The sequence below is a fragment of the Billgrantia sp. C5P2 genome, assembly GCF_051062895.2.
Genome location: NZ_CM128542.1, coordinates 4489662 through 4515227 on the forward strand (window position 1 = coordinate 4489662; position 25566 = coordinate 4515227).

22 protein-coding genes and 1 other RNA gene are annotated in these 25566 nt (G+C 65.9%); 8 read left to right on the top strand and 15 right to left on the bottom strand.

From position 1 onward, the window contains the following. Positions 1-14: 14 nt before the first annotated feature. A complete protein-coding gene (gene carA, locus ACRWQA_RS20920) occupies positions 15-1160 on the bottom strand; it encodes a glutamine-hydrolyzing carbamoyl-phosphate synthase small subunit (protein WP_434231022.1) in 1146 nt (381 codons plus the stop codon). 262 nt (positions 1161-1422) lie between these two features. After that, complete coding sequence (gene dapB, locus ACRWQA_RS20925; protein WP_263581631.1) at positions 1423-2226, bottom strand: 4-hydroxy-tetrahydrodipicolinate reductase; 804 nt, start codon at positions 2224-2226, stop codon at positions 1423-1425. A gap of 134 nt (positions 2227-2360) precedes the next feature. On the opposite strand from dapB, the gene ACRWQA_RS20930 reads away from it, so the two are divergent. Continuing rightward, entirely contained in the window at positions 2361-4325 is a 1965-nt protein-coding gene (locus ACRWQA_RS20930; protein WP_434230974.1) for an MBL fold metallo-hydrolase, read from the top strand. On the opposite strand, the gene ACRWQA_RS20935 is transcribed toward ACRWQA_RS20930, so the two are convergent. The 5 genes from ACRWQA_RS20935 to grpE all read right to left on the bottom strand — a co-directional run bounded on the left by ACRWQA_RS20935 (position 4307) and on the right by grpE (position 9634). Beyond that, complete coding sequence (locus ACRWQA_RS20935) at positions 4307-5236, bottom strand: DMT family transporter (RefSeq protein ID WP_434230977.1); 930 nt, start codon at positions 5234-5236, stop codon at positions 4307-4309. The two genes, ACRWQA_RS20930 and ACRWQA_RS20935, sit on opposite strands and share 19 nt — an antisense overlap. Further along, positions 5233-5514, bottom strand: coding sequence for a DUF2218 domain-containing protein (locus ACRWQA_RS20940; protein ID WP_434230980.1), 282 nt, complete (start codon positions 5512-5514; stop codon positions 5233-5235). The genes ACRWQA_RS20935 and ACRWQA_RS20940 overlap by 4 nt, the downstream gene beginning before the upstream one ends. Before the next feature lie 179 nt (positions 5515-5693). Beyond that, complete coding sequence (dnaJ, locus tag ACRWQA_RS20945; protein ID WP_434230983.1) at positions 5694-6845, bottom strand: molecular chaperone DnaJ; 1152 nt, start codon at positions 6843-6845, stop codon at positions 5694-5696. Positions 6846-6950: 105 nt separating this feature from the next. Beyond that, positions 6951-8882: a molecular chaperone DnaK gene (gene dnaK, locus ACRWQA_RS20950; protein WP_434230986.1), complete on the bottom strand. Its 1932-nt coding sequence runs from the start codon at positions 8880-8882 to the stop codon at positions 6951-6953. 122 nt (positions 8883-9004) lie between these two features. After that, positions 9005-9634: a nucleotide exchange factor GrpE gene (gene grpE / locus ACRWQA_RS20955; RefSeq protein ID WP_263581642.1), complete on the bottom strand. Its 630-nt coding sequence runs from the start codon at positions 9632-9634 to the stop codon at positions 9005-9007. Positions 9635-9852: 218 nt separating this feature from the next. On the opposite strand from grpE, the gene recN reads away from it, so the two are divergent. Beyond that, complete coding sequence (gene recN, locus ACRWQA_RS20960; protein ID WP_434230991.1) at positions 9853-11529, top strand: DNA repair protein RecN; 1677 nt, start codon at positions 9853-9855, stop codon at positions 11527-11529. Between the two features lie 86 nt (positions 11530-11615). On the opposite strand, the gene fur is transcribed toward recN, so the two are convergent. Then, positions 11616-12062: a ferric iron uptake transcriptional regulator gene (fur, locus tag ACRWQA_RS20965; protein WP_263581644.1), complete on the bottom strand. Its 447-nt coding sequence runs from the start codon at positions 12060-12062 to the stop codon at positions 11616-11618. A 72-nt stretch (positions 12063-12134) separates the two neighbouring features. On the opposite strand from fur, the gene ACRWQA_RS20970 reads away from it, so the two are divergent. Continuing rightward, positions 12135-12620: an outer membrane protein assembly factor BamE gene (locus ACRWQA_RS20970; RefSeq protein ID WP_263581645.1), complete on the top strand. Its 486-nt coding sequence runs from the start codon at positions 12135-12137 to the stop codon at positions 12618-12620. Between the two features lie 14 nt (positions 12621-12634). Here the strand turns inward: ACRWQA_RS20970 and ACRWQA_RS20975 are convergent, their stop codons facing one another. Together ACRWQA_RS20975 and ACRWQA_RS20980 are read right to left on the bottom strand one after the other, a co-directional pair. After that, positions 12635-12931 carry an RnfH family protein gene (locus tag ACRWQA_RS20975; RefSeq protein ID WP_263581646.1) on the bottom strand — a complete coding sequence of 99 codons (297 nt, stop codon included), beginning with the start codon at positions 12929-12931 and terminating at the stop codon, positions 12635-12637. 1 nt (position 12932) lies between these two features. Then, complete coding sequence (locus tag ACRWQA_RS20980; RefSeq protein WP_167119411.1) at positions 12933-13367, bottom strand: type II toxin-antitoxin system RatA family toxin; 435 nt, start codon at positions 13365-13367, stop codon at positions 12933-12935. 129 nt (positions 13368-13496) lie between these two features. Between ACRWQA_RS20980 and smpB the strand changes: the two genes are divergently transcribed. Both smpB and ssrA read left to right on the top strand, forming a co-directional pair. Next, positions 13497-13988 (top strand): SsrA-binding protein SmpB, encoded by a 492-nt coding sequence (gene smpB, locus ACRWQA_RS20985; RefSeq protein WP_263581647.1) that lies wholly within the window; start codon positions 13497-13499, stop codon positions 13986-13988. Positions 13989-14110: 122 nt separating this feature from the next. After that, positions 14111-14490: a transfer-messenger RNA gene (ssrA, locus tag ACRWQA_RS20990) on the top strand. Between the two features lie 91 nt (positions 14491-14581). Here ssrA and ACRWQA_RS20995 read toward each other — a convergent pair. Beyond that, a complete protein-coding gene (locus ACRWQA_RS20995) occupies positions 14582-15325 on the bottom strand; it encodes a Crp/Fnr family transcriptional regulator (protein ID WP_263581648.1) in 744 nt (247 codons plus the stop codon). Positions 15326-15677: 352 nt separating this feature from the next. Here ACRWQA_RS20995 and ACRWQA_RS21000 point away from each other — a divergent pair, with 352 nt between their 5' ends. The 3 genes from ACRWQA_RS21000 to ACRWQA_RS21010 all read left to right on the top strand — a co-directional run bounded on the left by ACRWQA_RS21000 (position 15678) and on the right by ACRWQA_RS21010 (position 19468). Next, positions 15678-16877 carry a saccharopine dehydrogenase family protein gene (locus tag ACRWQA_RS21000; RefSeq protein WP_263581649.1) on the top strand — a complete coding sequence of 400 codons (1200 nt, stop codon included), beginning with the start codon at positions 15678-15680 and terminating at the stop codon, positions 16875-16877. Next, a complete protein-coding gene (gene nspC / locus ACRWQA_RS21005) occupies positions 16874-18025 on the top strand; it encodes a carboxynorspermidine decarboxylase (RefSeq protein ID WP_434230995.1) in 1152 nt (383 codons plus the stop codon). Before ACRWQA_RS21000 ends, nspC begins: the two co-directional genes overlap by 4 nt. Positions 18026-18169: 144 nt before the next feature. Next, entirely contained in the window at positions 18170-19468 is a 1299-nt protein-coding gene (locus ACRWQA_RS21010) for an aspartate kinase (RefSeq protein ID WP_434230997.1), read from the top strand. A gap of 140 nt (positions 19469-19608) precedes the next feature. Here ACRWQA_RS21010 and ACRWQA_RS21015 read toward each other — a convergent pair whose 3' ends face one another. From ACRWQA_RS21015 to ACRWQA_RS21030, 4 genes are all read right to left on the bottom strand, one after another. Beyond that, a complete protein-coding gene (locus ACRWQA_RS21015; protein WP_434230999.1) occupies positions 19609-20736 on the bottom strand; it encodes a Gfo/Idh/MocA family protein in 1128 nt (375 codons plus the stop codon). 72 nt (positions 20737-20808) lie between these two features. Next, positions 20809-21711 (bottom strand): myo-inosose-2 dehydratase, encoded by a 903-nt coding sequence (iolE, locus tag ACRWQA_RS21020; RefSeq protein ID WP_434231001.1) that lies wholly within the window; start codon positions 21709-21711, stop codon positions 20809-20811. 58 nt (positions 21712-21769) lie between these two features. Then, a complete protein-coding gene (gene iolD / locus ACRWQA_RS21025) occupies positions 21770-23617 on the bottom strand; it encodes a 3D-(3,5/4)-trihydroxycyclohexane-1,2-dione acylhydrolase (decyclizing) (RefSeq protein ID WP_434231003.1) in 1848 nt (615 codons plus the stop codon). Then, positions 23614-25566, bottom strand: coding sequence for a bifunctional 5-dehydro-2-deoxygluconokinase/5-dehydro-2-deoxyphosphogluconate aldolase (locus tag ACRWQA_RS21030; protein ID WP_434231005.1), 1953 nt, complete (start codon positions 25564-25566; stop codon positions 23614-23616). Before ACRWQA_RS21030 ends, iolD begins: the two co-directional genes overlap by 4 nt.

A 25566-nucleotide genomic window follows, 5' to 3' on the forward strand; every position in this document is an offset into this window, starting at 1 on the left:
TTCTCGGGCTCGGCCTAGCGGCGGGCCTTCATCATCTCGACGAAGCGATCGAACAGCGGCGACACGTCGCGCGGCCCGGGGCTCGCTTCCGGGTGACCCTGGAAACTGAAGGCCGGCCGATCGGTCAGCTCGATGCCCTGCAGCGTGCCGTCGAACAGCGAGCGGTGAATGGCGCGCACGTTGCCCGGCAGGCTCGCCTCGTCGACGGCGAAGCCGTGGTTCTGGCTGGTGATCATCACGTGGCCGGTCGCCAGATCCTGCACCGGGTGGTTGGCACCGTGGTGGCCGTGGTTCATCTTCACCGTCTTGGCACCGGCCGCCAGCGCCAGCAGCTGGTGGCCCAGGCAGATGCCGAACACCGGAACCTCGGTTTCGAGGATTTCCTGGATCGCGGCGATGGCATAGTCGCAGGGCGCGGGGTCGCCAGGGCCATTGGCCAGCAGAATGCCGTCAGGGTTCTTGGCCAGCACCTCGGCGGCCGGGGTCTGTGCCGGCACCACGGTGAGGCGACAGCCGCGTGAGGCAAGCATGCGCAGGATGTTGTACTTCACACCGTAGTCGTAGACCACCACGTGGAAGAGACGCTCACTGCCCGTGGCATCGATATTGCCCTGGCCCAGCACCCACTCGGCCTCGCTCCATTCGTAGGCCTGCTTGCACGAGACCTCCTTGGCCAGGTCCATGCCCTTGAGCCCGGGGAACTCCCGTGCCGCGGCCAGCGCGCGCTCGACGGCATCGTCGCCTTCGGCCTCGGTGCCGGCCAGAATCGCCCCGTTCTGGGCACCCTTGTCGCGCAGGATGCGGGTCAGGCGGCGGGTATCGATATCGGCGATGCCGAGCACGTTCTGGCCCTTGAGGTAGTCGGAGAGCGACTGCTCGGAGCGGAAGTTGCTGGCGATGAGCGGCAGATCGCGGATCACCAGGCCGGCGGCGGCGATCGAGCCCGACTCGACGTCCTCGGCGTTGACGCCGGTGTTACCGATGTGCGGGTAGGTGAGGGTCACGATCTGTCGGGTATAGGAGAGGTCGGTGAGGATCTCCTGATAGCCGGTCATGGCCGTATTGAACACCACCTCACCGCTGGTTCGTCCATCGGCGCCGATGGCCGTGCCGTGGAAGATACTGCCGTCTTCCAGGGCCAATATCGCGGGTCTGTTCAATGCGGGGCTGTTCAAGACAAGGTCCTCCCATGCTGAGGCGAGCCTGAGGGGCGCAGGCTCGGCGGCTATCGTCATTGCGACAGATTCGGCTCGTAAAAAAGCGGGACGAAGCCGATAAGGAACCGGTTTCATCCCGCTTGTTGTCTTTGCTCGGGGGCTGGCCACGCAACAAGCGCGCAGTGTTGGACTGCTGTATTTCAGGCGCCCGGCCAAAATTTTGGAGATGTTACAGGATTCGATCTCATTTGGCTACCGCGATGGCTCACAAACCCAATACATCCTGCATGCCGTACCGACCGTTTTCTTGATCGGCGACCCAGCGCGCCGCGCGCACCGCGCCCTTGGCGAAGGTCATGCGGCTAGAGGCCTTGTGGGTGATCTCGATGCGCTCGCCCTCGGTGGCGAACATCACCGTGTGCTCGCCGACGATGTCGCCGGCGCGCACCGTGGCGAAGCCGATCTCCTTGTCGGTGCGCGGCCCGCACTGGCCGACGCGCTCGAACACGCCGTGCTCCTTGAGCGTGCGATCCAGCGCCTCGGCCACGACCTCGCCCATCTTCAGCGCCGTGCCGGAGGGTGAATCGACCTTGTGGCGATGATGAGCCTCGATCACCTCGATGTCATAGCCCTCGTTGCCCAGCGCCTTCGCCGCGGTCTCGAGCAGCTTCAGGGTCAGGTTCACCCCCACGCTCATGTTGGGGGCGAAGACGAAGGGCAGCCTGTCGCGGTAGCCGTCGAGTTCGGCCAGCTCGTCGTCGGCGAGCCCGGTGGTGCCGATCACCATGCGCTTGCCATGCTCGGCGCAGAAGGCCAGGTTGGCCAGCGTCACCTGGGGCGCGGTGAAGTCGATCAGCACGTCGAAGTCGTCGACGATGGCATCGAGCGAATCCACTGCCGTCACGCCCAGCCTACCGAGGCCCGCCAGCTCGCCGATGTCGGCTCCGGCCAGCGTGCTGCCCGGCTCGACGATGCCGCCGGCCAGGCTGGCCCCGGCATCCTGCTGCACGGCGTTGACCAGGGTGCGGCCCATGCGGCCGGCGACACCGACGATGGCGATACGGGTCATGCGGACTCCTGCAAGTCTGAAGAGTGGGATCGAGGGGCAGTATACCAGAGCACGGGCCCGCAGGGCCGAGCGCTTGGGCAAGGAGGGCGCTTTCGCCCACACTGGGCATAGCGAAGCATCAAGCAAGGAGCGCCATGCCCACGACACCGGAGCCGTCCCACGACAACCCGCTGCTCGACCTGCTGCGCCGCCACCCCCGCGTATTGCTGACCGGCCCGCCCGGCAGCGGCAAGACCACGCTCGTGCGCCGCGTGGCCGCCCAGCTTGCCGATCAGGGCCAGGCTTGCCATTGCCTCGCCGCCGACCCCGGCCTGCCCGGCTTCGGCCCACCCGGTGCCATCTGCCTGGGGCGCTGGGACCCGATGCGGGGGGAGGGTGGCGAATGGCACCTGGAGACCATCGAGGCCCTAGGCACCCTGGACAGTGCGCGCTTTCGCCTGCCGCTGGTCGAGGCGGTGCGTCGTCTTGCCGAACGGGTCGAGGCCGGGCCGCTGCTCCTCGATGCGCCGGGCGTGGAGCGTGGCATCGGCGGCGCCGAGCTGCTCGCAGCACTCGTCAGCGCCAGCCACGCCAGCGCCGTGGTGCGGCTGGCGCCGGAAAACGCGCCCGACCCTTACGCGCAGGAGCGTGTAGCGCTGGACCTGGAAGTACTGAAGTTGCCCGCCGCCGCGGAGGCACGCCACCCAGGGCGCCAGCTTCGCACCCAACGACGTACCGAGGCATGGGACACCTACCTGACCGAAGCCGTGGAGCAATCGCTCGATCTCGTCGGCCTGGCCATTACCGGCACCCCACCTCCGCGCGACGCCCCCCACGCTTGGCACAGGCGCCAGGTCGGCCTGCTCGACGCTACCGGCCGCACCCTGGCCATGGGGGAAGTGCTGGCTCTGGAAGGTGAGCGGCTCAAGCTGCTGGCTCCGCCACTGGGCGACACCCCGCGCACCCTGGTGATACGTGACGCCATGCGCCATCCCGAGGGCCATCTCGGCACGGCGCGCCCCTATCGTGCCCCTTACCCAGCGACACCCGACGAACCATCCCTGAGGCTACCGTTACAGGAAGCCATCGACGGCCCGCGGCCGACGCTGCGCCTCGATGGGGTCCGCGCCACGCTGGTCAACGGCGTGTTCGGCGACCCGCTGCTGCATCTGCGCCTGCGTCATCGCAAGCGCAGCCTGCTGTTCGACTTGGGCGACCCCGGTCGGCTGCCGGCGCGGCTGGCCCACCAAATCAGCGACGTCTTCATCAGCCACGCCCACTTCGACCATATCGGCGGTTTCCTGTGGCTGTTGCGCTCGCGCATCGGCGATTACACGCCGTGCCGGGTCTACGGCCCACCCGGGCTCGCCGGTCACCTGGACGGCTTGATGCGCGGCATCCTGTGGGATCGTGTCGAGGAGAAAGCGCCTCGCTTCGAGGTCTTCGAGCTGCACGACAAGCGCCTGGCCCACTATCGCCTGGTGGCCGGCCAGCCGATGAAGGCGCTCTCGCCGCGCGAGGTCGATGACGGCGTGCTGCACGTGGAGCCCGGCTTTCGCGTGCGAGCGGTCACGTTGGATCACGGCACGCCGGTGCTGGCCTTTGCCTTTGAGCCGGACGTCGAGGTCAAGGTGCGCAAGGAGCGCCTGGATGCGCATGGCTGGGCACCCGGCCCATGGCTCGGCGAACTCAAGCAGCATGTACACGCCGGCGTGGACGAGACGGTGATCGAACTGCCCGATGGCCGCCAGCGGACGGTCGCCGAACTGGCCCAGCACCTGCTACTTTCGCAACCTGGGAAGCGCCTCGTCTATGCCACCGATTTCGGCGATACGCCCGATAATCGCGAACGCCTGCTCACGCTTGCCCGCGGTGCCGAGGTGCTGTTCTGCGAGGCCTCGTTTCGCGAGGATCAGGCGGAGCAGGCCCGGCGTACCGGCCACCTGACTGCCCGCGGCTGCGGCGAGATCGCCGCCGCGGCCGCGGTCGGCCAACTAGTGCCGTTCCACTTCTCGCGTCGCCACGTCGACGACGTGGGCAAGCTCTACGAAGAGATTCGCCGGCATTTTCCGCGCCTGGCCGCCACACCCGGCAGCGAACCCTATTCCGAAGTGGATTGACACTTCTGGGCGCCCTTGCCGTTCTGGCGCAACAGCATGCCGATGGCGGCCAGCACCAGGGCGCTGCCCGGCAGCCACTGCCAGCCGATCTGCTCGGGCGCGGTGGCGAACAGCAACAGCATCGAGACGAAGGGCACCATGTAGCCGTAGGCGGTGACGGCCCCGGGCGTGAGCACGGAGGTGGCACGCTGCATCAACCAGAAGGTGAGCGCGCTGGAGAAAAGCCCCAGATAGACCACCAGGGCGACGTCCTGCCAGCGCATGCCGGCCAGTTCGGCAGCGGGCTCGATGGCAAGCCCCAGCAGGCCGATGGCGAGCCCTCCCAGCCCCAGGCTCCAGAAGGTGCGCACCGCCGCCGACTCCGGCAGCCATTCGCGGGCCAGCCCCCACTTGCTCAGCACCGGGTAGAGTGCCGACGACACGCAGCCGAGGAAGAACACTGCCTCACCGATACCCAGCTGCAGGCCTTTGCCGTGGCTGAGGGCTTCGGCAAAGGCGAGCCCCAGCGCCCCGCAGGCACCCAGCGCCAGGATCGCCGGCAATTGCCAGCCCAAGCGCTCGACGCGAAACCCGAGCCCCAGCAGGTAGGCCAGCAGCGGCACGGTGACGTAGAGCGTGGCCATGGAGAGCGCGGTGGCATGGTGGGCGGCCCAGAACATGGCTGCGAAGAAACCGGCCAGGCACAGCCCCATCAGTGCGTAGAGCGGCAACAGCCGCCAGGGCGGCAGGAAGTCGGGCGAGCGCCGTGCCAACCACCATAGCCCGGCACAGGCGATGGCGAAGCGCAGGGCGGTGAGCGAAAGCGGTGGCAGCTCGCCCATCAACCCCACGGCGGGAAACGACAGCCCGACCAGCAGCGACCACAGCAGCATGCCCAGGTGGGCAAGCCGGGGCGTTATCGGCGCGCTCAATTTTCCCAGACGATCGCCAGGTCCTCGTCGCCCGCCATGCGCTGCAGGTGGGAGTCGACGACGCCTTCCAGGCGGTCGAGACTCTCCTCCTCCAGCGCCTCGATGGCCACTACCAGCTTGCCCGGCTCGACGCGCATCACGCAGGAGCCCTCATCGAACACCACCCGGCTCTCGGTCTCGCCCTGCTCCACCTCCAGCTTGTGCGCCCAGTGCTTGCACAGCCGGCTCATCAGCCTCGCCCCGGACTCCGTGGCGATCTCGGCACGCGACATCGGCATAGCAACGATCTCCATTCGTATTGGAGCTAACAGACTAAGACGCGCGACGGGATCGGCGCCAGTCCTGGCTGGCCCATACGGCGCAACATTACGCTCAGCCGAGCGATACGGCAGTGCGCCAGATGAAAAAAGCCCTCGATACCTGAGGCACCGAGGGCTGCTAATGAGGCGGCCGGGACTTACGGCTTCATATCCTCGAAGAACTTCTTCACGCCGTCGAAGAAGCCGCTCTTCTTGGGCGAGTGGTGGGCGCTGTTGCTGCCCCCCAGGCTCTCCTGGAACTGACGCAGCAGCGCCTTCTGCTCCTCACTGAGATTGACCGGGGTCTCCACCACCACCTTGCACAGCAGATCGCCGGGCGGGCCGCCACGCACCGGCTTGACGCCCTTGGCGCGCAGGCGGAAGAGCTTGCCGGTCTGGGTCTCGGGCGGGATCTTGAGCTTGACCCGGCCGTCCAGCGTGGGCACTTCGAGCTCGCCGCCCAGCGCGGCATCGACGAAGTTGATCGGCACCTCGCACTGCAGGTGCTTGCCGTCGCGCTGGAAGATGTGGTGCGGCTTGATCGCCACCTGCACGTAGAGATCGCCGGGCGGGCCGCCGTTGATGCCGGATTCGCCCTCGCCGTTGAGGCGGATGCGATCGCCGGTGTCCACCCCGGCAGGAATCTTCACCGACAGGGTGCGGGTCTCGCGCATGCGGCCCTCGCCGTGACACTTGTGGCACGGCACCTTGATGTGCACGCCGCTGCCGTGGCAGGTGGGACAGGTCTGCTGCACGGCGAAGAAGCCCTGCTGCATGCGCACCTGGCCATGGCCGTTACAGGTGGGGCAGGTCTCCTTGGTGGAGCCAGGCTCGGCACCCTGGCCGTCGCAGCGGTCGCATTCCACGTGACGCGGCACGCGGATATCCACCGTGGTACCGGCGACGGCACTCTCGAGATCGAGCTCGAGGTTGTAGCGCAGGTCACTGCCGCGCTGCGGCGCATGGGGGCTGCGCCGCCCGCCGCCGCCACCGAAGATGTCGCCGAACACGTCGCCGAAGATGTCGCTGAAGCCGCCGGCACCCGCACCGCCGAAGCCGCCACCGCCGAAGCCTCCGGCCTGGCCGTCTACGCCGGCATGGCCGAACTGGTCGTAGGCGGCGCGCTTCTCGCTGTCGGAGAGGATCTCGTAGGCCTCTGAGACCTCGCGAAACTTCTCCGCCGAAGTGTCGTCACCCGGGTTACGGTCCGGGTGGTACTTCTGCGCCAGCCGTCGGTAGGCCTTCTTGATGTCTTGGGTCTCGGCCCCACGCTCTACGCCGAGCACCTCGTAATAATCGCGTTTGGACATGGGTCCATGCGCCTCCTGGTCTAGGCAGCTCTGCCCGATCCGCGGAAACGGCAACGCGGGAGTCGTCCCCCCGCGCTACCGTCGCCCGTGGCATCGCCTTGGCGATTACTGCTTCTTCTGGTCGTCGTTGACTTCTTCGTACTCGGCGTCGACCACGTCTTCTTCCGGCTTGGCGCCGTCCTCCTGGCCTTCGCCACCGCCCTGCTGGGCAGCCTCGGCCTGAGCGGCGTACATCTTCTGCGCCAGGTTGCCGGAGGCCTCGGTCAGCTTGTCCAGCTTGGCCTGGATGTCGTCCTTGTCGTCACCCTTGAGCGCTTCCTCGAGTTCGGAGGCGGCCGTCTCGATGGCCTGCTTCTCCTCGTCGGTGGCGTGCTCACCGGCTTCCTGGACGGTCTTGCGTGCCGCGTGGACCATGCCGTCGGCCTGGTTGCGCAGGGCCACCAGCTCTTCGAACTTCTTGTCTTCGTCGGCATGGGCCTCGGCGTCGCGCACCATCTGCTCGATCTCTTCATCGCTGAGGCCGCTGGAGGCCTTGATGACGATCGACTGCTCCTTGCCGGTGGCCTTGTCCTTGGCCGAGACGTTGAGGATGCCGTTGGCGTCGAGATCGAAGGCGACCTCGATCTGCGGCACGCCGCGCGGCGCCGGCGGAATGTCGGCCAGGTCGAAGCGGCCCAGTGACTTGTTGCCGCCGGCCTGCTTGCGCTCGCCCTGCAGCACGTGGATGGTCACGGCCGTCTGGTTGTCATCCGCGGTCGAGAAGGTCTGGGTCTTCTTGGTCGGAATGGTGGTGTTCTTCTCGATCAGCGGGGTCATCACGCCGCCCAGGGTCTCGATGCCGAGCGTCAGCGGGGTGACGTCGAGCAGCAGCACGTCCTTGACGTCGCCGCCCAGCACGCCGCCCTGGATCGCCGCACCCACGGCCACGGCCTCGTCCGGGTTGACGTCCTTGCGCGCTTCCTTGCCGAAGAAGTCGGCGACCTTCTTCTGCACCAGCGGCATGCGGGTCTGGCCACCGACCAGGATTACGTCGTCGATCTGGGAGGCGGACAGGCCGGCGTCGGAGAGCGCGGTCTTGCACGGCCCCATCGAGCGCTGGACCAGGTCTTCCACCAGCGACTCCAGCTTGGCCCGGGTCACCTTCACGTTGAGGTGCTTGGGCCCGGTGTTGTCGGCGGTGATGTAGGGCAGGTTGACGTCGGTCTGCTGGGCGCTGGACAGCTCGATCTTGGCCTTCTCGGCGGCTTCCTTGAGGCGCTGCATGGCCAGGTTGTCGCCCGAGAGGTCGATGCCGCTGTCGGCCTTGAACTGATCGACCAGATAGTTGATCAGCGCCATGTCGAAGTCTTCACCACCCAGGAAGGTGTCGCCGTTGGTGGCCAGCACCTCGAACTGGGTCTCGCCGTCGACGTCGGCCACTTCGATGATGGAAATATCGAAGGTACCGCCGCCCAGGTCGTACACGGCGATGGTCTTGTCGCCGCGCGACTTGTCCATGCCATAGGCCAGCGCCGCCGCGGTGGGCTCGTTGATGATGCGCTTGACCTCGAGGCCGGCGATACGCCCGGCATCCTTGGTGGCCTGACGCTGGGAGTCGTTGAAGTAGGCCGGCACGGTGATCACCGCCTCGGTGACGGGCTCGCCCAGGTAGTCCTCGGCGGTCTTCTTCATCTTCTTCAGCACTTCGGCGCTGACCTGCGGAGGTGCCAGCTTCTTGCCCTTCACCTCGACCCAGGCGTCACCGTTGTCGGCCTCGACGATGCCGTAGGGCACCATCTTGATGTCCTTCTGCACCACGTCATCCTTGAAGCGACGACCGATCAGGCGCTTGATCGCGTACAGGGTGTTCTGCGGGTTGGTGACCGCCTGGCGCTTGGCCGACTGCCCCACCAGGATCTCGCCATCATCGGTGTAGGCGATGATGGAGGGCGTGGTGCGGGCGCCTTCGGCGTTCTCGATCACCTTAGCACTGTCGCCGTCGAGCACGGCCACGCAGGAGTTGGTAGTCCCCAGGTCAATACCGATGATGCGTCCCATAGGAAATCCTCGAAAATTCGTTTGCCTTTGATCCATCTCAGCGGCAGTTGCCGCGGTTGACGTCTATCTGGGGGGCGGGGCAAGAATTTTCAAGCCCCGCCACCGTTTTCATCCACTCGAATTCAGCCGGCGGCCTGGCTGACCACCACCATGGCCGGGCGGACGAGGCGGCCGTTGAGCAGATAGCCCTTCTGGATCACTTCCATGACGCTGTTGGGCTCGAGCTCGGGGTTGGGCACCATGGCCATGGCTTCGTGGTACTGCGGGTCGAACGGTTCGCCAGCGGGGTCGAGCGATTCGACGCCGAACTTGGCCAGCACGTCGTGCTGCATCTTCAGCGTCATGGCCACGCCCTCTTTATGAGCCTCGGTGGCATCGTCGCCCATGGCCTCGAGCGCCTTTTCCAGACTGTCGACCACCGGCAGCAGCTCCTTGACGAAGCGCTCCAAGGCGAACTTGCGCGCCTTCTCGGCCTCCTGCTCGGCACGGCGCCGTACGTTCTGCGCCTCGGCGGCGGCACGCAGCGCCTGATCCTTGGCGTCAGCCAGGCTCTGCTCGAGTTCCTCCACCTGGGCGGCCAGCATGTCGGCCTCGGGATTGTCGCTCACCGCCGTCGGCTCCTCGGAGGCAACGCCCTCCTCGTCCCCGGCGACGATGGCATCGTCCAGCTCGCCTTCCATCGGCTCCGGCCGAGCCTCTTCCTCGCGCCGTTCCAGCTCATCGTCGAGCGGGGTCTGGGGTTCTTTAGCCATGCGTATCTCCTGAAGCGTGGTTCGGCCATGCGGCCGCAACGGGTTCGGTTGGGAGAAAGTCTCGAATCTGCCGCCTATATGGGGGCCCTGTCGGCAATCTCAAGAGAGTGGAAGCGTTGATGTACCCTGCGTGCGTTGAGAGAGGGCCTCGACTACTGTATAAAAACGCAATAATGTGTATGGATATCCAGCCCTTTTGCCGGCCGCCGGGAGGTCCCATGCTGATTCAGCTCGCCATTCGCGATTACGCCATCGTCGACAGCCTCGACCTGGAACTTGCCGGCGGCATGACGGCCATCACCGGCGAGACCGGCGCCGGCAAGTCGATCCTGCTCGGCGCACTGGGGTTGTGCCTGGGCGAACGTGCCGATGCCGGCAGCGTGCGTCACGGCTGCGAACGCGCCGACCTCTCGGCGCGCTTCGACATCGCCAGCCTGCCGGCCGCCCGCGCCTGGCTCTCGGAACGCGAACTTCCCGCCGATGACTGCCTGCTTCGCCGCGTGGTAACGGTCAATGGCCGCTCCAAGGCGTGGATCAACGGCCAGCCGGCCACCGTGGCCGATCTCAAGGCGCTGGGCGAACGCCTGGTCGAGATCCACGGCCAGCACGCTCATCAACTGCTGCTGCGCGAGGAGACTCACCTGCGCCTGCTCGATGACTTCGCCGGCAACCGTGGCGCCGTGGGCGAGCTGACCGAGACCTTTCGCCGCTGGCAAGCAGCTCGGCGCCGTCTGAAACAGCTGACCGAGAGCGGCGACGAGGTGCAGGCGCGCCGCCAGTTGCTGCGCTACCAGGTCGATGAGCTCGATCTCCTGGCATTGGGCGAGGAAGAACTCGCCACTTTGGAGCACGAACAGGAGCAGCTCGCTCACGCCGAGGAGACGCTACGCGAGGCGCAGGTGGCGGCCGAATGCTGCGATGGCGACGAAGGCGGCGTGCTGTCACTGCTCAACCAGGCCACGCAGCGGCTCGACCCGCTGCCGGGAAGCGACCGCGGCACGTTGGCCGAGGTACTGGCCATGCTTGGCGAGGCGCGCATCCAGGTCGAGGAGGCCGTACGCGAACTCAACCGCTTCGCCGATACCACCGAGCTGGACCCCGAGAGGCTAGCCTGGGTGGAGTCGCGTCTCAGCGAGGTCCACCGCATCGCGCGCAAGCATCACGTGATGCCGGAGGAGCTGCCCGCACTCCATCAGCGGCTGCAATCCGAACTGGAGAGCCTCGAAGGCGGCGAGCACGACCTCGAGGCGCTGCGCGGCGAGGTCGAGGCGCTGCGCGATGCCTGGCGCGAACAGGCGCGCGCGGTCGGCGAGGCTCGCCGCCAGGCGGCGGGAAAGTTCGGCAAGGCGGTACAGGAGCAGCTCGCCTTCCTGGCCATGGGCAAGGCGCGCTTCGAGGTGGAAGTCGAGGCCCGACAGTCACCGCAGCCGGACGGCATGGAGGAGGTACGCTTCCTGATCAGCGCCAATCCCGGCCAGCCGCCGCGCCCGCTGGCCAAGGTCGCTTCCGGCGGCGAGCTGTCGCGTATCAGCCTGGCGATCCAGGTAGTGGCGGCACGCCACTCGACCATCCCCAGCCTGGTGTTCGACGAAGTGGACGTGGGCATCTCCGGCGCCACCGCTGAAATCGTCGGCCAGCTGTTGCGTCGACTGGGCGACAATGGTCAGGTCATGACCGTGACCCACCTGCCCCAGGTGGCGGCCCAGGCGCATCACCACCTGCATATCGAGAAACAGGCCAAGCGCAATGCCACTCTGACGCGCATGGCGCTGCTCGACGAAGCCGGCCGGGTCAGCGAGCTGGCGCGCATGCTCGGCGGGGTCAATCTTTCCGATCGCACCCTGGCCCATGCCCGGGAAATGCTCGATGCCAGCCAACTGGGTGCCTCGCACTAGGGCCCGCCGAAGGGAATACACCGCTACGCAAACGGCCCCGATCGTGGATCGGGGCCGTTTCGTATCGCCGGGCAGGAAGTAAGAGCTTACTTGCGAGTCGAACCGTCCTGACGCGTGGTATTGGAACCGCGCGGACGCACGTAGAGCACCAAGGCATGATCGACGAGCTCGAAGCCGTGCTCCTCGGCGATCTCCCGCTGGCGGCGCTCGATGGTCTCGTCGAAGAATTCGATGATCTCGCCGCTGTCGAGGCACACCATGTGGTCGTGGTGCTCCTCCTGGGAGATCTCGAACACGGCATGGCCGCCATCGAAGTTGTGGCGGATCACCAGGCCTGCCGACTCGAACTGGGTCAGCACGCGATAGACGGTGGCCAAGCCAACGTCCTCCCCGGCTTCCAGCAGGGTCTTGTAGACATCCTCGGCGCTCAGGTGGTGCTGACCCGTGGCATTCTCGAGGATCTGCAGGATCTTCACTCGGGGCAAGGTGACCTTGAGGCCCGCCTTGCGCAGTTCATGGTTCTGGTCGGCCATGTTCGCTCTTCGCAGTATCAGGTAGGGTCGGGTATGATCGACCGAATCCACGATAGTGAAGAACGGACACAAATGCAAAAGCTGATCAAAACCCTCCCCCTCGTCATCGCCCTGACCGTGGTCAGCGGCTGTGTCTACAAGCGTGACCTCCCCCAGGGCAACTACATCACCGAGGGCATGGTCCAGCAGCTCCAGCCCGGCTTGAGCCGCGCCCAGGTCGTCGACCTGCTGGGCAGGCCGCTGCTGGAAGCGCCCTTCGATGCCAATCAGTGGGATTACGTGTTCCGCCTAGACGAGGCCTACGGCGGCGTGCAGCAGCGGCGGCTGACGCTGACCTTCGACGGCGAGCGTCTGGTCAACATCCAGCAGGAAGGTAACTTCGCCGAGGACATCGAACTGCGCGCGCAGGACGACATCGGCCCGGCGGCCGAGGGTTCCGACCCCGCCGGCATGATGCCCCAGAGCCAGCCCGAAGCGGTACCGGAGCGTGCGCCTGACGCCGGCGGCACGTTGCCGCAAGGCGGCGAGCCGGCGTCGACCGAACCGCTCGTTCGCTAGCCCAGCGCGCTTCGCTAGCGCCCGGCACGCTCTGCGCGCCGGGCTCGTTCCGCCTTGGGGTCGATTTCGAGCGGACGATAGACCTCGACCCGGTCGCCGTCGCGCAGGCGGTGGTCATCGGGGTCGCGCAGCAGCTTGCCGAAGATGCCCAGGTCCGCCTCGGCAAAAGTCGCGGCTGGAACTTCGGGGAACAGCCTGTCCAGCTCGGCCAGGGCGACGGCTTGTCGCGCCGTGGTACCCACCGGTACCTCGAGCGCGACGATGCGCTGCTTGTCCGGCAGGGCAAAGGCAACTTCCACCGCGAGCTCCATGTCAGCGCCCGTACAGCTCGTCGGCGCGCCGTGTGAAGGAGTCGACCAGTTGGCCGGCCACCTGCTGGAACAACTTGCCGAAAGCCATGCCCAGCAGGCGGTTGGCAAATTCGAACTCCAGCTCCAGGCACACCTTGCAGGCGCCTTCGCCCATCGGCAGGAACAGCCAGCGCCCACGCAGGCGCTTGAAAGGACCGCTGACCAGCGACATCTCGATGCGCTCGGGTTCGATCAGGTCGTTGCGAGTGGTGAAGCTCTGCTCGAGACCCGCCCGGCCCAGGGTCATCTCACCGATCAGGTGCGACTCGTCGCGCTCGAGCAGCCGCGCCCGCCGACAGCCCGGCAGGAACTCCGGATAGCGCTCGAAGTCATTGACCAGTTCGAACATGTCCCGAGGGGTGTGCCGCACCAGGGCGGACCGATTGACCATTGGCATTGAGCTCTCCGCTGACTTCACAGTGCCCAGGGCGTATCATGAGCGGTTATTTCACGCCTTGAATGGTACCACGCTTCCCCCCACATCGAAGGGGACGTCGCCATCGGCAGAACATTGACACGAGGTTCCATGGCCAACAAGAAAGGCAAGGGCAAGGGCCCCGGCAGCAGCATGATCGCCCAGAACAAGAAGGCTCGCTTCGAATACCACATCGACGAGACCTTCGAGGCCGGCCTGGTGCTGGCCGGCTGGGAGGTGAAGAGCCTGCGCGCCGGCAAGGCCCAGCTCACCGATACCTACATCCTGATCAAGGACGGCGAGGCCTGGCTGCTGGGCAGCCACATCACGCCGCTGAATACCGCCAGCACTCACGAGATCGCCGACCCTTCCCGCACGCGCAAGCTGCTGCTGCATCGCAAGGAGATCGCCAGGATCTTCTCGCGCTCACAGGAGAAGGGGCACACCTGCGTGCCGCTCAAGCTCTACTGGAAGGGCAACAAGGTGAAGTGCGAGCTGGCGCTGGTAACGGGCAAGAAGCTGCACGACAAACGGGCTACCGAGAAGGACCGCGATTGGCAGCGGCAGAAAGGGCGCATCATGCGGGAACACACCAAGGCCTGAGGTGTCATATGATGTGCCACGTCAGGTGGCTCCCCGGAATCGGCAAGAATCGGGGAAACGATGGAACCAACCCATCCAACAGGTGTCATAGTGTTACCCATGCTGGTAAGATGGGTCGTTACGGGGGCGACATGGCTTCGACGCCGGTGACAACCTCCTAGGTGCATGCCGAGAGCGTGATGTATCTCGTAAATCCAACATCACGACTAAATAGTCGCAAACGACGACAACTACGCTCAGGGCGCGCTGGCAGCTTAATAGCTGTTAGCTTCTAGTCCGGCCCCAAAGCGATGTGCCCATTCATCGCGGAGGGGATATGAGCCAAGAATGATGGGATCGCGGTTGGTGGTGTCCTCTCGCCAATCGCTAAATCTTAGAGGAATCGCGTAGCTGGATCCTGCCCGTTGGAGCCAGATGCGTTAAACCAAAAAACGGACCTAAGCATGTAGAGCCGAAGAGCGAGTGCCGGCGGACGCGGGTTCGATCCCCGCCGCCTCCACCAATCAAGCGAAAAAAGCACCTCCTTGAGGTGCTTTTTTCGTTTCTGCGATTCTGCTGCGACCAGCAAGCGGGTTCGGTCAGAGGCCGCGCCGCTAGGCGAAGCTCTGGAAGACAGGCGGCAAGGCTTCGTCGATATAGGTGTCGTTGAACTCGACCAGCCGAGCCAGTGCCGCCGGATCGGGCAACGTCACGTGCTGACGGTCGCGCACGACCAGCTCCTCGTCGCGCAACATGGAGAAGGTCCGACTCACGTGCACCGCACTCAGCCCCAGCGCATCGCCGACCTGCTCCTGCGACAGCGGCATGAAGAAGCCGTTGTCCTCCACGGCGCCGATCCGCTTGAGGCGCAGGTAGAGCTCGTAGAGAAAGTGGGCCAGCCGCTCGTGGGCGGCATAGCGTCCAAGGTAGACCAGCCGCTCGGTGAGTATCGCCTGCTGGCGCACCGCCATGGCGATGATACCGGCAGCCAGGGCCGGCGAGCGTCCGAAGAGCTCGAACAGCTGCTGATACGCGAACGGGCTGATCATGCCATCGTTGATCATCGCCACGCCTGCCAGCCGCCTGGAGAAGCCGAAATCGCGCATGCCGATGATATCGCCGGGCAGGTAGACCTTGAGGATCTGCATCGAACCATTGCCAAGATTACGATAGGAGTAGGCCCAGCCCTCCTTGATCACGCAGAAGAGGTCCACATCCGCACTCTCCTGCCACAGCACTTCCCCGGCCGACACGCGCCTTGAATTGAGCTCGAGGCCCAGCAACAGGGCCTTGTCTTCAGCCGTCAGCGCTCCGTGACGGTCAAGTCCCTGCATCACTACACTGTCGAGTAGGGTCACACTTGCCTCTCCGGCTTGTGGTTAGGTCGCGACATACTAAAACACAAGCTTATATAGACATTCATAACGCAGGTTATCGACGCTCGAGAATGATTGAACGCCCCCCGAGCGAGGCCGTCGTGCCGGCATCGGAGCCGCTTGGCCAGAAGCACCGCTGCAACTCCGTCGCCCCCTGCTTTGGTCTAACGACTCATCACAAAATCACTTGCCCCTGGCTTCACGGGAAGCCATCATCTGCGCGCAAGCGATGCAAGACCGGGGTGGCATCGGGCACGGGCATGACGAGATGGCCGAAAATCCGATAAGACCCTACCCTTTCATAGACATTCCCCGATCTGGATTCGAGAGGCCCATGAGCAAAGTCCTGATTATCGGCGCCGGTGGCGTCGGAGGCGTCGTCACCCACAAGTGTGCCCAGCACCCCGAAGTCTTCAGCGAGATCTGCCTGGCCAGTCGCAACGAAGAGAAATGCAAGGCCATCGCGGCCCAACTGAAACGTCCTATACAGACGGCCCAGGTGGACGCTGATAGCGTCGACGACCTCGTTCAACTGATCGAGTCGTTCAAGCCGGACGTGCTGATCCACGTGGCCCTGCCCTATCAGGACCTGACCATCATGGAGGCGTGCCTGAAGACCGGCGTGCCCTACCTCGACACGGCCAACTACGAGCACCCGGACGAGGCCAAGTTCGAGTACAAGGAGCAGTGGGCGTTCCACGGCCGCTACGCCGAGGCCGGCAACATGGCCACCCTGGGCTGCGGCTTCGACCCGGGCATGACCAACATCTACTGTGCCTACGCCCAGAAGAACCTGTTCGACGAGATCCACCGCATCGACATCCTCGATGCCAATGGCGGCGATCACGGCTACCCCTTCGCCACCAACTTCAACCCGGAGATCAACATTCGCGAGATCACCGCGAACGGTCGCTACTGGGAAAACGGCGAGTGGGTGGAAACCCCGCCGCTGGCCGAGAAGCGCAAGTTCGACTTCGACGGCATCGGCGAGAAGGACATCTACCTGCTCTACCACGAGGAGCTCGAGTCGCTCAGCCGGAACATCAAGGGACTGGAGCGCATCCGCTTCTGGATGACCTTCTCCGAGAAGTACATCACCCACCTCAAGGTGCTCGAGAACGTCGGCATGACCAGCATCGAGCCGATCGAGGTGAACGGCTGCGAGATCTCGCCGCTGCAGTTCCTCAAGGCGGTGCTGCCCGACCCGGCCTCGCTCGGCCCGCGCACCAAGGGCAAGACCAACATCGGCATCATTGCCGACGGCATCAAGGACGGCAAGCGGCGCAAGGTGTATATCTACAACATCTGCGACCACGAGGCGTGCTACCGCGAGGTGCAGTCCCAAGCGATCTCCTACACCACCGGCGTGCCGGCGGTGACAGGCGCCATGCTGATGCTGGAAGGCATCTGGAAGGGCGCGGGCGTGTTCAACGTCGAGCAGCTCGACCCGGACCCCTTCATGGAGCGCATCGGCGACATGGGCCTGCCGTGGCAGGTGGTCGAGCTGGATCCGGAGCACGATCCGCTGGCATGACACGACTCGACTTCGACATCCATGCCTGCCCGTCGCCGGCCTATGTGGTCGACGACGCGCTGCTGCGCCGCAACCTTGAGCTGCTGCGGCAGGTCCAGGAGGAGAGTGGCGCGAGGATCCTGCTGGCGCTGAAGGGCTTCGCCATGTGGGACACCTTCCCGCTGGTCAGCCAGTACCTGGTCGGCACTACCGCCAGCGGCCAGGACGAGGCGCGCCTGGGCGCGGAGACCTTCGGCGGCGAGGTGCATGTCTACTCGCCCGCCTTCACCGAGGAGGAGATGGGCGTGGTGCTGCAGTACGCCGACCACGTCAGCTTCAATTCCCCGGGGCAATGGCAGCGCTTCCGCGATACCGTCGCGGCGGCGCCGCGCGAGGTCTCCTGCGGATTGCGGGTGAACCCGGAGTACTCCGAAGGCAAGGTGGCGATCTACGATCCCTGTGCGCCCGGCTCACGGCTGGGCACGCGGGCGGTGGATTTCGAGGGGGCCGACCTCGCCGGGATCGAGGGGCTGCACTTCCACACCCTGTGCGAGCAGAACAGCGACGCCCTGGAGCATACGCTGGAGGCGTTCGAGGCCAAGTTCGGGCAGTACCTCGCCGACAAGCAATGGGTCAATTTCGGCGGCGGACATCACATCACCCGCCCCGACTACGACATCCAGCGGCTGGTGCGGGTGATTCGCGGGTTTCGCGAGCGCCATCCGCATCTCACCGTCTACCTGGAGCCAGGCGAGGCGATCGCGCTGAATACCGGCTACCTGGTGTGCACGGTGCTGGATATCGTCGAGAACGACGGCCCCAACGCCATCCTCGACACCTCCGCCACCGCACATATGCCCGATGTGCTGGAGATGCCCTATCGGCCGCACATCATCGACGCCGGCGAGCCGGACGAGAAGGCTCATACCTATCGCCTGGGCGGCACGACGTGTCTCGCCGGCGACGTGATCGGCCGCTACTCGTTCGACGAACCGCTCGAGATCGGCGACCGCCTGGTGTTCACCGACATGGCCCACTACACCATGGTCAAGACCACCACCTTCAACGGCATTCGCCTGCCGTCGATCTGCCGGGTCGACGAGGTCAGCCGCGAGGTGCGCACGGTGAAGCGCTTCGGCTATGAGGCCTACAAGGAGCGCCTGAGCTAGGCGCTCAGCCAGCCAAGAAAAGCCCCTTCGGGGGCTTTTTTCGTTTCTGCACCGTTACTTGCATAGCAAGCCGGGTGCCCCTTTCGCTATCCGCAGATATGCACCATGGTTAAGGCACGATGACACCAGACAGGGAGAGTCGGAATGACGACCGTGTTCAAGTTCGGCGGCGCCTCGATCAAGGATGCCGATGCCATTCGCCACCTGACCCCGTTGATCGAGGCCCACGAGAACCGACCGCTGGTTGTGGTGGTCTCGGCCATGGGCAAGACCACCAACAAGCTGGAAGCGCTTCTCGCCGCCGCCCGCGACGAGGGCCGAAGAGACGATTACCGCGAGTGCCTCGAGGCGCTGCAGGCCGAGCATCGCGAGGCGATCGAGTCCCTGTTCGGCACTTCGCGGGATTCACCTGCCGAGCGCGTCGATACCCTGTTCGATGAACTCGATGCCCAGCATCGCAAGCATCGGCGTGACACCTATGCCAAGCACTACGACCAGACCGTCTGCTACGGCGAGCTTATCTCGACCACCATCGTCGCGGCCTGGCTCAACCACAGCGGCATTGCCACCGACTGGCACGATGCCCGTGAGCTGGTACGCACTGACGCCTGCCACCAGGCCGCCAACCTCGACTGGGCGGCCACCGCCGAGACCGTCTGCGGACGCCTGGCGCAAAGCGAGCGGGTGGTCCTGACCCAGGGCTTCATCGGCGGCACGGCGGAAGGTGATTCGACCACGCTGGGGCGTGAGGGCTCGGACTTCAGCGCGGCGATCTTCGCCCACTGTCTCGATGCTCGCGAGGTGGTGATCTGGAAGGACGTCGCCGGGCTCTACAACGCCGATCCCCGGCGCTTCGACAACGCCGTGCAGCTCAAGCGAATCTCTTATGCCGAGGCCACCGAACTGGCCTGGCACGGCGCCAAGGTGATCCATCCCAAGACCTTGGGCCCGCTGCAGGAGAAATCGATTCCGCTCATGGTGCGCTCCTTCGAGACGCCCGACGCCGCCCCCACCGTGATCGACGCCGAGCGCCGCTTCGATGCCGACGTGGCCTCCTGCACTCTGCGTGAAAACCAGGTCTGGCTGGAGGTGCGCCCGCGTGACTTCTCGTTCATGGACGAACCGCGCCAGCACGATATCCTCGGCCGCCTGGTGGAGGCCGGCCTGCACGCGAACCTGATCGACAGCAGTGCCATGCGCTTTGCTCTCTGCCTCGACGACAAGCCCGAGCGGCTGAAGCCCATGATCGAATCACTCGAAGCCGACTACGAGGTCGCCCGGCGGGACGAGCTGACCCTGCTGACCGTTCGTCATCCCCGTCCGGGAATGATGGATACCCTCAGCGAGGGTCGCGAAGCGCTTGCCGAGCGTCGCAATGCCACCACCGCCCAGCGCCTGTTCCAGAGCCGGGAGTGCCCGGAAACCTGGCATATTCCCGAGTAACCTCTCTCTTCATGGGAAAAACCGCGCACGCTTGGGCGTGCGCGGTTCGATCGGCTCGACCGGAGGCCGGCCAAGGCAGCCTCAATCGTCGAGGTCGATATCGTCCTCGTCGGTGGCCGCCCCGGCAGGCCATCGGTGTATCACGCCACGACGCGAACCCATCTCCCTTCGACATGCGACCGCTCGATGGCCTCGATCATGCAATTGACCCGCCATGCCTCGCGGAAGTCGGGATAAAGCGGCCGCCCCGTCACGATGCCTTCCACCAAGTCGCGTATCTCGATGACCTTCTGGTCGTTGTAGCCCAGCCCATGGCCCGGGGCGGGGCTGAATGCGGCGTAGTCGGGGTGCTCGGGGCCCATCAGCAGCGTGCGGAAACCGCGGCGCTCCTTGGACCCTTCGTTCTGGTAGAGCTGCAGCTCGCTCATGCGCTCCTGATCGAAGAGGATCGAGCCCTTGGTGCCGGTAAGGGTATAGGCGAGGCCCATCTTGCGGCCGACAGCGACCCGGGATGTCTCGATATTCCCGATAAGGCCGCTATCGAAGCGCAGCAGCGCCTGGGCCTGGTCGTCGTTCTCCACCTCGCCCATGCCGCTGCCGTCTATGAGAGGCCGGCGAGAAATGACCGTCTGCAGTTGCCCGAACACCTCGGCGACTCGCTGGCCAGTGAGATATTCCGCCATGTTGAGGATGTGCGACCCCACGTCGCCCAGCGCCCCGGCCCCTGCTGCCTCGCGCCGGGTGCGCCAGCCGTGGGGCAGCTCGGGGTCGGCCATGTAGTCCTCGTTGTGGCGACCGCGGAAATGGATCAGCTCGCCGATTTCGCCGCTGGCGACGATTTCCCGGGCCAGTTGGGACGCCGGGTTGCGGATATAGTTGAAGCCCACCAACGTCCGCACCCCGGCTCGTTCGGCGGCCTCGACCATCTCTTGCGCATCGCCGGCCGAAAGTGCCAGCGGCTTCTCGGCGTAGACATGCTTGCCGGCGGCGATGGCGGCAAGCGCCATCGCCTTGTGCAGGAAGTTGGGCGAGCAGATGTCTACCACATCGACATCGGGGTCGCTGATTAACGCCTTCCAGTCGCCGGTGGACCGGGCGAAGCCCAGCTCTCTGGCCTTGCGCGAGGCCAGTTCGTCGTCGACCTCGGCCAACAGTTCGCAGACCGGGTGAGTGGGCAACTGGAAGACGACGGGGGCGGCCCTGAGGGCGATCGCATGGGCCTTGCCCATGTAACCGGTACCGATAAGACCAAATTTCAGCGTCTGCATCCTGACCGCTCTCCTGACAAGTCTGCGGGACGAAACGGGGCCATGAACCACGTCGCGGGTCGCATGGGAAGATCAATCGACGATCCGGAACCCGGCCTGCTCGGCCAGGGCGCGCAGATTGCGATACCCCATGCGGGCATAGGTGAGTGGATGCGCGATCTCTGGGTCCTGTTCGGCCTCCACCACCAGCCAGCCGCGGTAGCCGGTCTCGCGCAGGAGGGTCAGGGTGGGCAGGAAGTCGACGTCGCCATCGCCCGGCACGGTGAACAGGCCGTCGAGGACAGCATCGAGGAAGCTCTTGTCGCGATTGCGCAGCTCCTCCAGGACCGGATAGCGCACGTCCTTGCAGTGCACGTGCCTGATCCGCGAAGCGTAGCGCTGGGTGATGGCGAGAGGGTCGCCGCCGGCGCCACGCAGGTGGCCCAGGTCGAGCAGCAGGCCCACGCAGTCACGGGTATTGTCGAGCATGCGCTCGACGTCCTGCTGGCTCTCCACCACGGTGCCCAGATGATGGTGGTAGACCAGCTGAATGCCTTGCTCTCTGAGGTAGTCGCCGACCACGTTCAATCCTTCGGTGAGACGCTGCCAGTCGGCATCGTCCAAATGCGGCCGCTGCGATAGAGGCACTCCCCGGTTGCCGTGGACACAGCGACTCACCTCGCAGAACACCATCACCTTGGCGCCACACTGCTTGAGCAGCTCGAGATGATCCTGAACGGCTTCGACCTCCTCCTCGGGGCTGCGCTCGAGCAATCGGGCGGAATACCAGCCGGAAACCAGCGCCAGATCGAAGCGATCCAGCACCTCGGAAAGTGCCCCGGGCGTGCGCGGAAACTTGTTGCCGAGCTCGAAACCGGCGAAGCCGGCCTCGCGCCCCTCCTCGAGGCAAACCTCCAGCGGCGTGTCGGCGCCGAGGCTCGGCAGGTCGTCGTTGGTCCAGGTGAGGGGATTGATCCCCAAGCGTACACTGCTCATCGGCATGCTCCTTGGCGAAGCGGACGGCGCCATCCGCCATGTTCTTTATCGAATGGAATCAACGCTGCTGGCGCTGCTTGGCCTCGCAGTATCCCGCATACGCCTGGCGGACTTGCTCGCGCTCGGAGACCTCGGGAACCGCCACGTCCCACCAGGCACCGCCCTCCTCGGTGCTGGGCAGCGGATCGGTGTCGAGAGCGATGACATAGGTGCCGCTGGCCTGGCGGGCCCGTACCAGGGCCTGTTCCAGCCCGGCGATGCCGCGCACGCTCTCGGCCCGGCAACCCAGCGCGCGGGCATGGGCGGCGAAATCGGTCTTGGGTGCCCCTTCCGGCACTGAGCGACAGTCCGCCAGCAGGTTGTTGAAGCCGGCACCGCCGGTGGCCTGCTGCAGGCGGTTGATGCAGCCGAAGCCGCGATTGTCGAGCACCACCACGACCAGCTTGTGACCCAGCATGACCGAGGTGGCGAGCTCCGAGTTGTGCATCAGGTAGCTGCCGTCGCCTACCATGACGAACACCTCGCGCTCGGGCCGGGCCATCTTGACCCCCAGGCCACCGGCGATCTCGTATCCCATGCAGGAGTAGCCGTACTCCACGTGATAGCTGCCGGGGCCAGCGCACTGCCACAGCTTGTGCAGCTCACCGGGCAGCCCGCCGGCGGCGCACACCACCGTGCCATCCTCGCCGGCCTGGCGATTGACGGCACCGATCACCTGGGCGTCGGTGGGCAGGTCGCGGCCATCGTCGGCGGTGACCCGCGCCACTACTTCTGCCCATGCCCGCTTGAGGCTGCCTGCCCGCTCGCGCCAGCCGTCGCTGGCGCGCCATTCGGCGAGCCCAATGTCGAGTGCCGTCAGACCATCGAGGGCATCGCCGGTCAACGGCACAGCGCGGTGCTTGAGGCTATCGAAGCGACCCACGTTCAGGGCCACCAGGGTCAGGTCGTCGCGCTCGAACAGCGCGCGCGATCCCGTCGTGAAGTCCTGGAGCCGCGTGCCCACGGCCAGGATGACATCGGCCTGCTCGGCCAGGCGATTGGCGGCCTCGCTGCCGGTGACGCCGATGGCGCCCATCGCGCAGGGGTGAACATCGGGCAGAACCCCCTTGCCGGCCTGGGTCTCGGCCACCGGTACGCCATGAGTCTGGGCGAAGTCGGCGAGTCGCGCGCAGGCGTCGGCATAGTGCACCCCGCCCCCGGCGATGATCAGCGGGCGCTCGGCGTCGGCCAGAGCGGCGATGGCCGCCTCCAGTTCCCGGGGATCCGGCTGGGGGCGACGAAGGCGATGAACCCTCGGCGCGAAGAAGGCCTCGGGATAGTCGTAGGCGAAGGTCTGCACGTCCTGGGGCAGCGCCAGGGTCGCCGGGCCGCAGTGTTCGGGGTCGAGCAGCGTGGCGATCGCCTGGGGCAGGCTGGTCAGCAGTTGCTCGGGCCGGGTGATGCGGTCGAAGTAGCGCGATACCGGGCGAAAGCAGTCGTTGACCGTTATCGTCGGGTCGCCGAAGTGCTCGACCTGCTGCAGCACCGGGTCGGGCTCGCGAGTGGCGAAGGTATCGCCGGGCAGCAACAGCACCGGCAGCCGGTTGGCGTGAGCCAGCGCTGCGGCAGTGACCATGTTGGTCGCCCCCGGCCCGATGGAGCTTGTCGCGGCCATCATGCGTCGTCGCCCATGCGCCTTGGCGAAGGCGATGGCGGCATGGGCCATGGTCTGCTCGTTGTGGGCGCGCAGTGTCGGCAGCGCATCCCGGACGTGATAGAGCGCTTCGCCGAGACCGGCCACGTTGCCATGACCGAAGATGGCGAAGACACCGGCGAACAGAGGCATCTCCTGGCCCTCGCTCTCGATGCGCTGGGCCGCCAGGTAGCGAACCAGGGCCTGGGCCATGGTCAGACGTACGGTGCTCATGTCAGTGCCTCCTCCCGCTGGGGAGCGGCATGGCGCAGGCGCTGCCACTCCTGGATCAGTTCGGCATAATTGGCTGCCACCCGCTCGATCAGTTGAGCGTCATTGATGCCCCCCGCCAGCCACTCGCGGCTGGCGGCGGCAAACAGCGTCCGGCCTACGGTGAAGCCCTTGCACTGAGGCTGTCGAGCCGCGGCCACGAAGCCGCGCTTCATTTCCTCCATGGGCGCATCCAGCCCCAGCAGCACCACGCCCCGGCAGTGCGGGTCCTGTGCGTCGATGACCCGACCGACCGCCTGCCAGGCAGCATCCGAGAGCGTCGGCAGCTTCCACCAGTCGGGACGTATCCCCAGGTGGTAGAAGCGCTGCAGGCTACGCGGCAGTGTCCTCTCGTCCATCGGCATGTCAGCCGGCGGGATTACCTCCAGCAGCAGTTCCAGGCCGCTCTCGCAGGCGACCCGGTAGAGCTGGCGCAGGCGGGCTTCCTGGTCCAGGCGAAGCGCCAGCGGGTCGTCCGGATGGTAGAACACCAGGCACTTGATGATGTGCTCGCGCGGCCATTGATCCAGCCGACTGCCCAGGTCGTCGCCATGCTGGAAGCGCAGCGGGCGCGAGCCGGGCAGCTCCACGGGTCGCCCCATCCACCAGCCGCGGCCGGTGGCATCATTGAGCGCATCCTGGCCGAAGACATCGTCGACCAGGATGGCCGGCTGAGATATCCCGGCCTGCCGAGCCCCGCTCTCCGCAGCACGTACCAGTAGCCGCTTGAGTTCCGGAATGCGCTGCGGATCGGCCCGCACTTCGCGAGCCATATCGGTGAGTTGACGACGATGGTCGAAGGCCAGTCCGCACACTTCCGGCCACTCGGTGGGCGAGCGGGTGGTGACGCGATGCAGATGGTTGAGGCGCTCGTCCTTGTCGGGGTGCGCCACCGCGTCGCGGCGGGCCAGGTAGTCGAACAGCTCCTCCTCGGTGGGCATGGCCGGAGCGCAGCCATGGCGCGACACCACCAGAGCGCCGCAGGCATTGGCGTAGGTGGCGCTGGTCGCCCAGTCCTCGTCGTACAGCCAGCCCCGCAGCAAGCCGCTCATGAAGGCGTCGCCGGCCCCCAGCACGTTGAGCACCTCCACCGGCACACCCTCGACCAATAGGCCTTGCTCGATGCGATCGGGGATCTCGCCCTCGAAGATCACGCAGCCCTGCGCACCCAGCTTGCAGACCAGGGTGGCGTCGCTGATCTCGCGCACCGCATGCAGCGCTGTCAGAGTATCGGTGCAGCCCCCGGCGATGTGGAACTCCTCCTCGGTGCCGACGATGAGGTCGAAATCGGGTAGCCAGCGCTGAAGGTCGGCGGTGACCTCGGCGTCGGCGACGAAACGCGTCTCGCCGTCGCCGGGGCTCGTCAGGCCCCACAGTACCGGCCGATAGTCGATGTCGAGTACGCGCTTGACGCCGTGTTCGCCGGCCGCGTCCAGTGCCTTGCGGCAGGCGCGCCGAGTCGCCTCGGTGGAGAGATGGGTCCCGGTGATGGCCAAGGCCCGAGCGCGACCGACGAAGGCCGGGTCGATCTCTTCGCTGTCGATGGCCATGTCGGCGCAATCGCGACGATAGAACAGCAGGGGAAACGTCTCGCGATCCTTCAGCGCCAGCAGCACCAGGCCGGTATGACGCTCCGGGTCGGTCTGCAGCGCCGTGGTGTCGACCCCCACGCGCTCGAGCTCCTCGCGCACGAAGTTGCCCATCTGCTCGTTGCCCACCCGCGAGAGCATGGCCGACCTCAACCCCAGTCGGGCGGTGCCGTAGGCCACGTTGCCGGAGCTGCCACCCAGGTACTTGGCGAAACTGGCGACGTCCTCCAGACGGCTGCCGAGCTGTTGTGCATAGAGATCGACGGCGACGCGGCCGAGGCAGATCAGGTCCAGCGGCCTGTCGTCGTGTTGGGAATCATGCAT

Coding starts and splice junctions, on each gene's coding strand:
- fur (WP_263581644.1), bottom strand. CDS start 12,062: ATGGCCGACCAGAACCATGAACTGCGCAAGGCGGGCCTCAAGGTCACC.
- grpE (WP_263581642.1), bottom strand. CDS start 9,634: ATGGCTAAAGAACCCCAGACCCCGCTCGACGATGAGCTGGAACGGCGC.
- iolE (WP_434231001.1), bottom strand. CDS start 21,711: ATGAGCAGTGTACGCTTGGGGATCAATCCCCTCACCTGGACCAACGAC.
- nspC (WP_434230995.1), top strand. CDS start 16,874: ATGACACGACTCGACTTCGACATCCATGCCTGCCCGTCGCCGGCCTAT.
- ACRWQA_RS20930 (WP_434230974.1), top strand. CDS start 2,361: ATGCCCACGACACCGGAGCCGTCCCACGACAACCCGCTGCTCGACCTG.
- ACRWQA_RS20980 (WP_167119411.1), bottom strand. CDS start 13,367: ATGCCAATGGTCAATCGGTCCGCCCTGGTGCGGCACACCCCTCGGGAC.
- iolD (WP_434231003.1), bottom strand. CDS start 23,617: ATGAGCACCGTACGTCTGACCATGGCCCAGGCCCTGGTTCGCTACCTG.
- ACRWQA_RS21000 (WP_263581649.1), top strand. CDS start 15,678: ATGAGCAAAGTCCTGATTATCGGCGCCGGTGGCGTCGGAGGCGTCGTC.
- ACRWQA_RS21010 (WP_434230997.1), top strand. CDS start 18,170: ATGACGACCGTGTTCAAGTTCGGCGGCGCCTCGATCAAGGATGCCGAT.
- ACRWQA_RS21015 (WP_434230999.1), bottom strand. CDS start 20,736: ATGCAGACGCTGAAATTTGGTCTTATCGGTACCGGTTACATGGGCAAG.
- dapB (WP_263581631.1), bottom strand. CDS start 2,226: ATGACCCGTATCGCCATCGTCGGTGTCGCCGGCCGCATGGGCCGCACC.
- dnaK (WP_434230986.1), bottom strand. CDS start 8,882: ATGGGACGCATCATCGGTATTGACCTGGGGACTACCAACTCCTGCGTG.
- recN (WP_434230991.1), top strand. CDS start 9,853: ATGCTGATTCAGCTCGCCATTCGCGATTACGCCATCGTCGACAGCCTC.
- smpB (WP_263581647.1), top strand. CDS start 13,497: ATGGCCAACAAGAAAGGCAAGGGCAAGGGCCCCGGCAGCAGCATGATC.
- ACRWQA_RS20975 (WP_263581646.1), bottom strand. CDS start 12,931: ATGGAGCTCGCGGTGGAAGTTGCCTTTGCCCTGCCGGACAAGCAGCGC.
- dnaJ (WP_434230983.1), bottom strand. CDS start 6,845: ATGTCCAAACGCGATTATTACGAGGTGCTCGGCGTAGAGCGTGGGGCC.
- ACRWQA_RS20970 (WP_263581645.1), top strand. CDS start 12,135: ATGCAAAAGCTGATCAAAACCCTCCCCCTCGTCATCGCCCTGACCGTG.
- ACRWQA_RS20940 (WP_434230980.1), bottom strand. CDS start 5,514: ATGCCGATGTCGCGTGCCGAGATCGCCACGGAGTCCGGGGCGAGGCTG.
- ACRWQA_RS21030 (WP_434231005.1), bottom strand. CDS start 25,566: ATGCATGATTCCCAACACGACGACAGGCCGCTGGACCTGATCTGCCTC.